The sequence below is a fragment of the Azoarcus taiwanensis genome, from assembly GCF_012910885.1.
GTDB lineage: Bacteria > Pseudomonadota > Gammaproteobacteria > Burkholderiales > Rhodocyclaceae > Azoarcus_F > Azoarcus_F taiwanensis.
In genome coordinates, this window is record NZ_WTVM01000043.1 from 22,812 (window position 1) to 30,910 (window position 8,099).

The 8,099-nt window shown below is 61.7% G+C and carries 3 protein-coding genes; all 3 read left to right on the top strand.

The window, feature by feature from the left end; translation table 11 throughout:
• Window positions 1–274 precede the first annotated feature (274 nt).
• The 3 genes from GPA21_RS09080 to GPA21_RS09090 all read left to right on the top strand — a co-directional run bounded on the left by GPA21_RS09080 (window position 275) and on the right by GPA21_RS09090 (window position 7,811).
• Window positions 275–1,393 (top strand): deoxyguanosinetriphosphate triphosphohydrolase, encoded by a 1,119-nt coding sequence (locus GPA21_RS09080; RefSeq protein WP_168987884.1) that lies wholly within the window; start codon window positions 275–277, stop codon window positions 1,391–1,393.
• A 277-nt stretch (window positions 1,394–1,670) separates the two neighbouring features.
• Window positions 1,671–6,344 carry a glutamate synthase-related protein gene (locus GPA21_RS09085; RefSeq protein ID WP_168987885.1) on the top strand — a complete coding sequence of 1,558 codons (4,674 nt, stop codon included), beginning with the start codon at window positions 1,671–1,673 and terminating at the stop codon, window positions 6,342–6,344.
• 3 nt (window positions 6,345–6,347) lie between these two features.
• Window positions 6,348–7,811 (top strand): glutamate synthase subunit beta, encoded by a 1,464-nt coding sequence (locus tag GPA21_RS09090; RefSeq protein ID WP_168987886.1) that lies wholly within the window; start codon window positions 6,348–6,350, stop codon window positions 7,809–7,811.
• Window positions 7,812–8,099: the final 288 nt, after the last annotated feature.

Sequence of the window (8,099 nt, forward strand, 5' to 3'; positions counted from 1 at the left end):
TCTGAGGGGTAGGAGCGGCGTAAGCCGCGAAGCGCCGCTGGATTCGGCCGATGTGGCCAGATGAGTCGCGGCAGTTCGCCGCTTACGCGGCTCCCACAGGTCGTGGAGGCGTTTGTCGGAGCGGTAGGAGCGGCGTAAGCCGCGAAGCGACGCTGGATTCTGGCAATCCGCCCGGGTGAGTCGCCGCGGTTCGCCGCTTACGCGGCTCCCACAGGTAGTGGTGACGTTTCAGAAGGTTTCTGGAGTCAGGGTCGGCAACGAAGGGGCTTACGGTATGTTGGCAAGCTACGCGGTCACTGAGGACAACTCCCGGGGAAGACTTCACCCCGAACCGCACCCCGGCATCCGCAGCGAGTTTCAGCGCGATCGTGATCGCATTGTGCATTCGACCGCCTTTCGTCGGCTCGAGTACAAGACCCAGGTCTTCGTCAATCACGAAGGGGATCTCTTCAGGACTCGGCTTACTCATACCATCGAGGTTGCCCAGATCACGCGCAGCGCTGCCCGTGCGCTACGCCTGAACGAGGATCTGGCAGAGGCGATCGCGCTCGCACATGACTTGGGCCATACGCCTTTTGGTCATGCCGGTCAGGACGCACTGAATCAGTGCATGAAGCCACATGGTGGTTTCGAGCACAATCTGCAATCGCTGCGCACCGTTGATGTGCTCGAAGAGCATTACGCCGCCTTCGATGGCCTGAATCTCACCTTCGAAACGCGCGAAGGCATCCTCAAACATTGCTCACGCACCAATGCGGTGCAGCTTGGCGACCTCGGTAAGCGCTTCCTTGAAGGCACACAACCATCGCTTGAAGCGCAGCTCGCCAACTTTGCCGATGAAATCGCCTACAACAACCATGACATCGACGATGGCTTGCGCTCCGGTCTGATTACCCTGGAGCAACTGCAATCGGTGGAAATCTTCGCGACAATGCGATCCGCGGTCGAGGCGGATTGGCCAGGCCTGGCAGGCCGTCGCCTGATACATGAAACCATTCGTCGCATGATCAACACGATGGCGCTCGACCTCATAGAGACCACCCGACAGAACATCGATGCACAAAAAGTGTGCAGCCTTGCACAGGTTCGGTGCGCGCCGAGGCTCGTGGGCTACTCTGAGCAGCTCTTGCCCCAGCTTCTGGAGCTCAAACGCTTTCTGCGCGAGCAGTTGTATCGCCACTATCAGGTCCTGCGCATGACCAACAAGGCTCGACGGATCATCTCAGATCTGTTCGAAGCCTTCATGGGCGAACCCGCGTTGCTCCCGCCGCAGTACCAACAGCGTGCCGAGGGCGACAAGGCCCGCGCGATTGCAGACTATATCGCCGGAATGACCGATCGTTACGCCATCCGCGAGCACCGCCGCCTCTTCGCCGTCGGCGAAATTCACTGATGCTTCATGGGCTTGCTGCGCCGCAAAAAGAGCTTGAACGGTTCTTTGCGCAGCGGTATATTGTTCGACCCGCCTGGCGACAATGGGCGATTTAGCGTGCGCGCATGTTCAGCCGATTGGCTGTGAAGACCGGGTAAAACCGGTTTTTTTTGGCGCGTGCACTTTTTTGGTGCGTATCTTGCTTGGGTGATCCGAGCGATTGCATGCCGGGTTTGAGCGCGGCAAGTAATCGGAGAAGAGCCCGTCTGGCAACTACGTCGAGTTGAGGAATAACGTGATGGATTTCCCCGAGAAGCAGGGTCTATACGATCCGGTCAATGAACACGATGCGTGCGGCGTCGGTTTTGTCGCCCATATCAAGGGCCGAAAAAGCCACGATATCGTTCTCCAGGGTCTGGAAATTCTGAAAAACCTCGACCACCGTGGTGCAGTTGGTGCAGACCCGCTGCAGGGTGACGGAGCCGGCATCCTCATTCAGATTCCCGATCTGCTCTATCGCGAGGAAATGGCCAAGCAGGGCGTGACCTTGCCTGTGCCGGGAGAGTATGGCGTCGGCATGGTGTTCATGCCGAAGGAACAGGCCTCGCGGCTGGCCTGTGAAGAGGAAATCGAGCGCGCGATCCGCGCCGAGGGCCAGATCGTGCTCGGCTGGCGTGACGTACCGGTCAATCGCGATATGCCGATGTCGCCTGCTGTGAAGAAGACCGAGCCGGTGATCCGTCAGGTTTTCGTCGGCCGCAGCGCTGACATCATGGTGCCCGAGGCGCTCGAGCGTAAGCTCTACATCGCCCGCCGCCGCGGTGCCAACGCCATCATGTCGCTCAAGCTCAAGTACGGCCAGGAGTTCTATTTCGTCTCCATGTCGACCCGTACGGTGAACTACAAGGGGTTGCTGCTCGCCAACCAGGTCGGCGAGTACTACCGTGACCTGGTCGACCCGCGCGCAATCTCGGCGCTCGCACTGGTGCACCAGCGCTTCTCGACCAACACTTTCCCGAAGTGGAATCTGGCCCATCCCTTCCGTTACATCGCCCACAACGGCGAGATCAACACCTTGCGTGGCAACTACAACTGGATGCGCGCGCGCGAAAAAGGCGTGTCCTCGCCTCTGCTCGGCGCTGATCTCGAGAAGATCTGGCCGCTCATTTACCCGGGCCAATCCGACTCGGCGTCTTTCGACAATGCGCTCGAACTGCTCGTCATGAGCGGTTACTCGATGGCGCACGCGATGATGATGATGATTCCCGAGGCCTGGGAGTCACATACACATATGGACGAGAAGCGTCGCGCGTTCTATGAGTATCACGCCGCAATGATGGAACCATGGGACGGTCCCGCTGCGGTTGCCTTTACCGACGGACGCCAGATTGGTGCGACCCTTGACCGTAACGGTCTGCGTCCGGCGCGCTATCTGGTCACCGACGACGATCTCGTCGTCATGGCGTCCGAGTCGGGCGTGCTGCCGATTCCCGACAGCAAGATCGTCAAGAAGTGGCGTCTTCAGCCCGGCAAGATGTTCCTCATCGACATGGAGCAGGGCCGAATCATCGATGACGGCGAGCTGAAGGCCTCGCTCGCTCACGCGCGCCCCTATGGCGACTGGCTGAAGCGCATCAGCGTCAAGCTCGACAGCGTAGAAGCGCCGGCACGTCTGCAGCCGGATACGCCTGAGGTTTCCCTGCTCGATCGCCAGCAGGCCTTCGGCTACTCGCAGGAGGACATCAAGTTCATCCTCGAGCCGATGGGCAAGGCCGGCGAGGAAGCCACCGGCTCAATGGGCAACGATTCGCCGCTGGCGGTGCTGTCCCACCGCGAGAAGCCGCTCTACAACTACTTTCGTCAGCTCTTCGCGCAGGTTACCAATCCGCCGATCGACCCGATCCGCGAGCAACTCGTGATGTCCCTGGTGTCCTTCATCGGGCCGCGCCCGAACCTGCTCGAGATCAACGAGATCAACCCGCCGTTCCGTCTCGAGGTGTCGCAGCCGGTGCTCGACTTCGCCGGCATGGCGAAGATCCGCAACATCGCGCGTTACACCAACAACAAGTTTCGCTCGGCGGAGCTCGACATCTGCTATCCGATCGCATGGGGCAACGAAGGTGTCGAGGCCCGGCTCGCATCCCTGTGCGCCGAAGCCGAGGATGCAGTGCTGCAGGGCTACAACATCCTGATCATCTCCGATCGCAAGCTCGATGCGGACAACGTGCCGATCCCCGCTCTGCTTGCGCTGTCGGCAATTCATCAGCATCTGGTCACCAAGGGGCTGCGTACCCGCACCGGCCTGGTCGTCGAAACCGGTTCTGCACGCGAGGTGCATCATTTCGCAGTGCTGGCAGGCTATGGCGCCGAGGCGGTGCACCCCTACCTCGCACTCGAGACCCTGCAGCAGCTCGCAGGCGACACCGAGACCGCACAAAAATACGTCAAGCACTTCGTCAAGGCGATCGGCAAGGGCCTCATGAAGGTCATGTCCAAGATGGGCATCTCGACCTACATGTCCTATACCGGTGCGCAAATCTTCGAAGCGGTCGGCCTGAAGCAGTCACTGTGCGACAAGTACTTCACTGGCACCACCAGCCAGGTGGAGGGCATGAGCGTCTTCGAGATCATGGAAGAGGTCGTGCGCCTGCACAAGAAGGCTTTCAGTCCGGATCCGGTGCTTGCCAACATGCTCGACGCCGGCGGCGAGTACGCCTTCCGGATTCGCGGCGACGAACACATGTGGACCCCGGACGCAATCGCCAAGCTCCAGCACTCCACTCGCTCGGGCAAGTACGACTCCTACAAGGAGTACGCCAAGATCATCAACGACCAGACCAAGCGCCACATGACGCTGCGCGGTCTGTTCGAGCTCAAGCCCGCCGGCCCGCCGGTGCCGCTCGACGAGGTCGAGTCCGCCAAGGAAATCGTCAAGCGCTTTGCCACCGGGGCGATGTCACTCGGCTCGATCTCCACCGAGGCGCACACCACGCTGGCGATCGCGATGAACCGCATTGGCGGCAAGTCCAACACCGGCGAAGGCGGTGAGGACCCGATGCGTTTCAAGCCGATCACTCAGGCCATTCGCCTGTCGCAGATCATTGGTGAGAAACGCATCGAGCGCGACATCGAGCTTCAGGCTGGTGACAGCCTGCGTTCTGCGATCAAGCAGGTTGCCTCGGGCCGCTTCGGCGTCACCACCGAGTACCTGGTGAACGCCGACCAGATCCAGATCAAGATGGCTCAGGGTGCCAAGCCCGGCGAGGGCGGTCAACTGCCCGGCCACAAGGTCAGCGAGTACATCGGCTTTCTGCGCCATTCGGTGCCGGGCGTCGGCCTGATCTCGCCGCCGCCGCACCACGACATCTATTCGATCGAGGACCTCGCACAGCTCATCCATGACCTGAAGAACGCCAATCCGGCTGCAGGCATCTCGGTCAAGCTGGTGTCCGAGATCGGTGTCGGTACGGTTGCCGCTGGGGTTGCCAAGGCCAAGGCGGATCACCTGGTCATCGCCGGTCACGATGGCGGCACGGGGGCGAGCCCCTGGTCATCGATCAAGCACGCCGGCTCACCGTGGGAACTCGGCCTGGCCGAGACCCAGCAGACCCTGGTGCTCAACCGCCTCCGTAGCCGTATCCGCGTCCAGGCAGATGGCCAGATGAAGACCGGTCGCGACGTCGTCGTCGCCGCGCTGCTCGGCGCAGACGAGGTGGGTTTCGCCACCGCGCCGCTGGTCGTCGAGGGTTGCATCATGATGCGCAAATGCCATCTCAACACCTGCCCGGTGGGCGTGGCGACACAGGATCCGACCCTTCGGAAGAAGTTCTCCGGTCAGCCGGAGCACGTAGTGAACTACTTCTTCTTCGTCGCCGAGGAAGTCCGTGAATTGATGGCGCAGCTCGGCATTCGCAAGTTCGACGATCTCGTCGGGCGCGCCGACCTGCTCGACATGCGCAAGGGCATCGAGCACTGGAAAGCACGTGGTCTGGACTACAGCCGCATCTTCTATCGCCCGAACGTGCCGGCCGACGTGCCGCGTCTTCATTGCGAGATCCAGGATCATGGTCTCGACAAGGCCCTGGACAACCAGCTCATCTCGCTTGCCGCGCCCGCCCTCGAAAAGGGCGAGGCGGTGCAGATCGAGCTGCCGGTGAAGAACCTCAACCGCACTGTCGGCGCGATGCTGTCAGGCAAGGTCGCGGCGAAGTACGGTCACGCCGGTCTGCCGGAGAACACGCTTCGCATCCGCCTGAACGGGACGGCAGGACAGAGCTTCGGCGCCTTTCTTGCCCGCGGAATCACGCTCGAACTGGTTGGTGAGGGCAACGACTACGTCGGCAAGGGTTTGTCCGGCGGTCGCATCATCGTACGTCCTCAGGAGGCCTTCCGCGGCATCACCACCGAGAACATCATCATCGGCAATACCGTGCTCTACGGCGCGATCGAGGGCGAGGTGTATTTCGCCGGCGTCGGTGGTGAGCGTTTCGCGGTGCGCAACTCGGGTGCCACTGCGGTGGTCGAGGGGGTCGGCGACCATGGTTGCGAGTACATGACTGGCGGCACCGTCGTGGTGCTCGGCCAGACCGGCCGGAACTTCGCAGCAGGCATGTCCGGTGGAGTTGCCTACGTACTGGACGAGGACGGCACCTTCGAGAGTCGCTGCAACATGGCGCAGGTGGCGCTCGAGCCGCTTCCCGATGAAATCGAGGCGCGCAAGGGCTCCGAGTCCGGCGACGAACTCGAGGCCCATGGTCGAGTGGACATCGATCACCTCGGAATGGGCGACGAGCTCATCCTCAAGGGCCTGATCGTGCGTCACGAACGCTTTACCGGCAGCCTGCGGGCGCGCCAGATTCTGGACAACTGGAGCACCTTCCGGACGCAGTTCGTCAAGGTGATGCCGCATGAATATCGTCGCGCGCTGGCCGAGATCGCCAGTCAGCGTCAGAACCAACTGGAGGCTGCGTAAGAGATGGGAAAGCCAACCGGATTTCTGGAATATCAACGCCTGTCCGAGGCCTATGAACCGGTCCAGGAGCGCGTCAAGAAGTACAAGGAGTTCGTGCTCCGCCTGAGCGACGAGGATGCGTCGCTCCAGGGGGCACGCTGCATGGACTGCGGCATTCCCTTCTGCAACAACGGCTGCCCGGTCAATAACATCATTCCTGACTGGAACGACCTCGTCTATCGCCACCAGTGGCGCGAGGCGATCGAGGTGCTGCATTCGACCAACAACTTCCCTGAGTTCACCGGTCGTATCTGCCCGGCGCCCTGCGAGGAAGCCTGTACGCTCAACATCAACAACGACCCGGTCGGCATCAAGTCGATCGAGCACGCGATCATCGACAAGGCCTGGGAAGAGGGCTGGGTCAAACCGCAGCCGCCGAGCACGAAATCCGGCAAGAAGATCGCCGTCGTCGGTTCCGGCCCGGCGGGTCTCGCTGCGGCCCAGCAGCTTGCGCGTGCCGGTCATGACGTGACCGTGTTCGAAAAAAACGATCGCGTTGGTGGCCTGTTGCGCTATGGCATCCCTGACTTCAAGATGGAAAAAGGGCTGATCGATCGCCGCATGGAGCAGATGCAGGCCGAAGGCGTCACTTTCCGCACCAAAGTGGTCGTTGGCACCAAGGACATCCCCGCAGGCATCATCAACGATGCTACCGAGATGGTCAGCGCCGAAACCCTGCAAAAGGACTTCGACGCCGTGATCCTCGCCGGCGGTTCGGAAGTGCCGCGCGATCTGCCAGTGCCCGGCCGTGATCTTGACGGCGTGCATTTCGCGCTCGAGTTCCTGATCCCCCAGAACAAGGAAGTCGCCGGCGGCCCGGCCAACCCGATCTCCGCCACCGGCAAACACGTCGTGGTGATCGGCGGCGGTGACACCGGATCCGACTGTGTCGGCACTTCGAACCGCCACAGCGCAGCCTCGGTGACTCAGTTCGAACTCATGCCGATGCCGCCGGAGCAGGCCGACAAGCTCATGACCTGGCCATACTGGCCCACCAAGCTGCGTACCTCCAGTTCCCACGAGGAAGGCTGCGAGCGCGATTTCGCGGTCGCCACCAAGGAATTCATCGGAGAAAACGGCAAGGTCAAGGCACTCAAGGCGGTGCGGCTCGAGTGGAAGGACGGCCGCATGAGTGAAGTCCCGGGCTCCGAGTTCGAACTCAAGGCCGATCTCGTGCTGTTCGCGATGGGCTTCACCAACCCGGTCGGCAGCGTGCTCGACGCCTTCGGTGTGGAGAAGGACAAGCGCGGCAACGCCAACGCCACCACCGACGGCGAGGGTTGCTATGCGACCAACGTGCCAAAGGTGTTCGCCGCTGGCGACGTTCGGCGCGGGCAATCGCTCGTCGTGTGGGCGATTCGGGAGGGTCGTCAGGCTGCGCGCGAAGTTGACGCGGTTCTGATGGGTGAGAGTGTGTTGCCCCGATGACGCGAATCGCCCGAAAGGGGAGTTGACGAATGCGGTCCGACCGGACCGCATGGCGGGAAGGTCGTCAGGCTGCGCGCGAAGTTGACGCGTTTCTGATGGGTGAGAGCGTATTGCCGCGTTGACGCGAATCGCCCGAAAGGGGAGTTGACGAATGCGGTCCGACCGGACCGCATGGCGGGAAGGTCGTCAGGCTGCGCGCGAAGTTGACGCGTTTCTGATGGGTGAGAGCGTATTGCCGCGGTGCCGCCTCTTATACACATCTCCGAGCCCACGAGACCCTAAGACACC

Excerpts from the sequence above, each read along its gene's own strand:
- GPA21_RS09090 (WP_168987886.1), top strand. The coding sequence starts at position 6,348 with ATGGGAAAGCCAACCGGATTTCTGGAATATCAACGCCTGTCCGAGGCC.
- GPA21_RS09085 (WP_168987885.1), top strand. The coding sequence starts at position 1,671 with ATGGATTTCCCCGAGAAGCAGGGTCTATACGATCCGGTCAATGAACAC.
- GPA21_RS09080 (WP_168987884.1), top strand. The coding sequence starts at position 275 with ATGTTGGCAAGCTACGCGGTCACTGAGGACAACTCCCGGGGAAGACTT.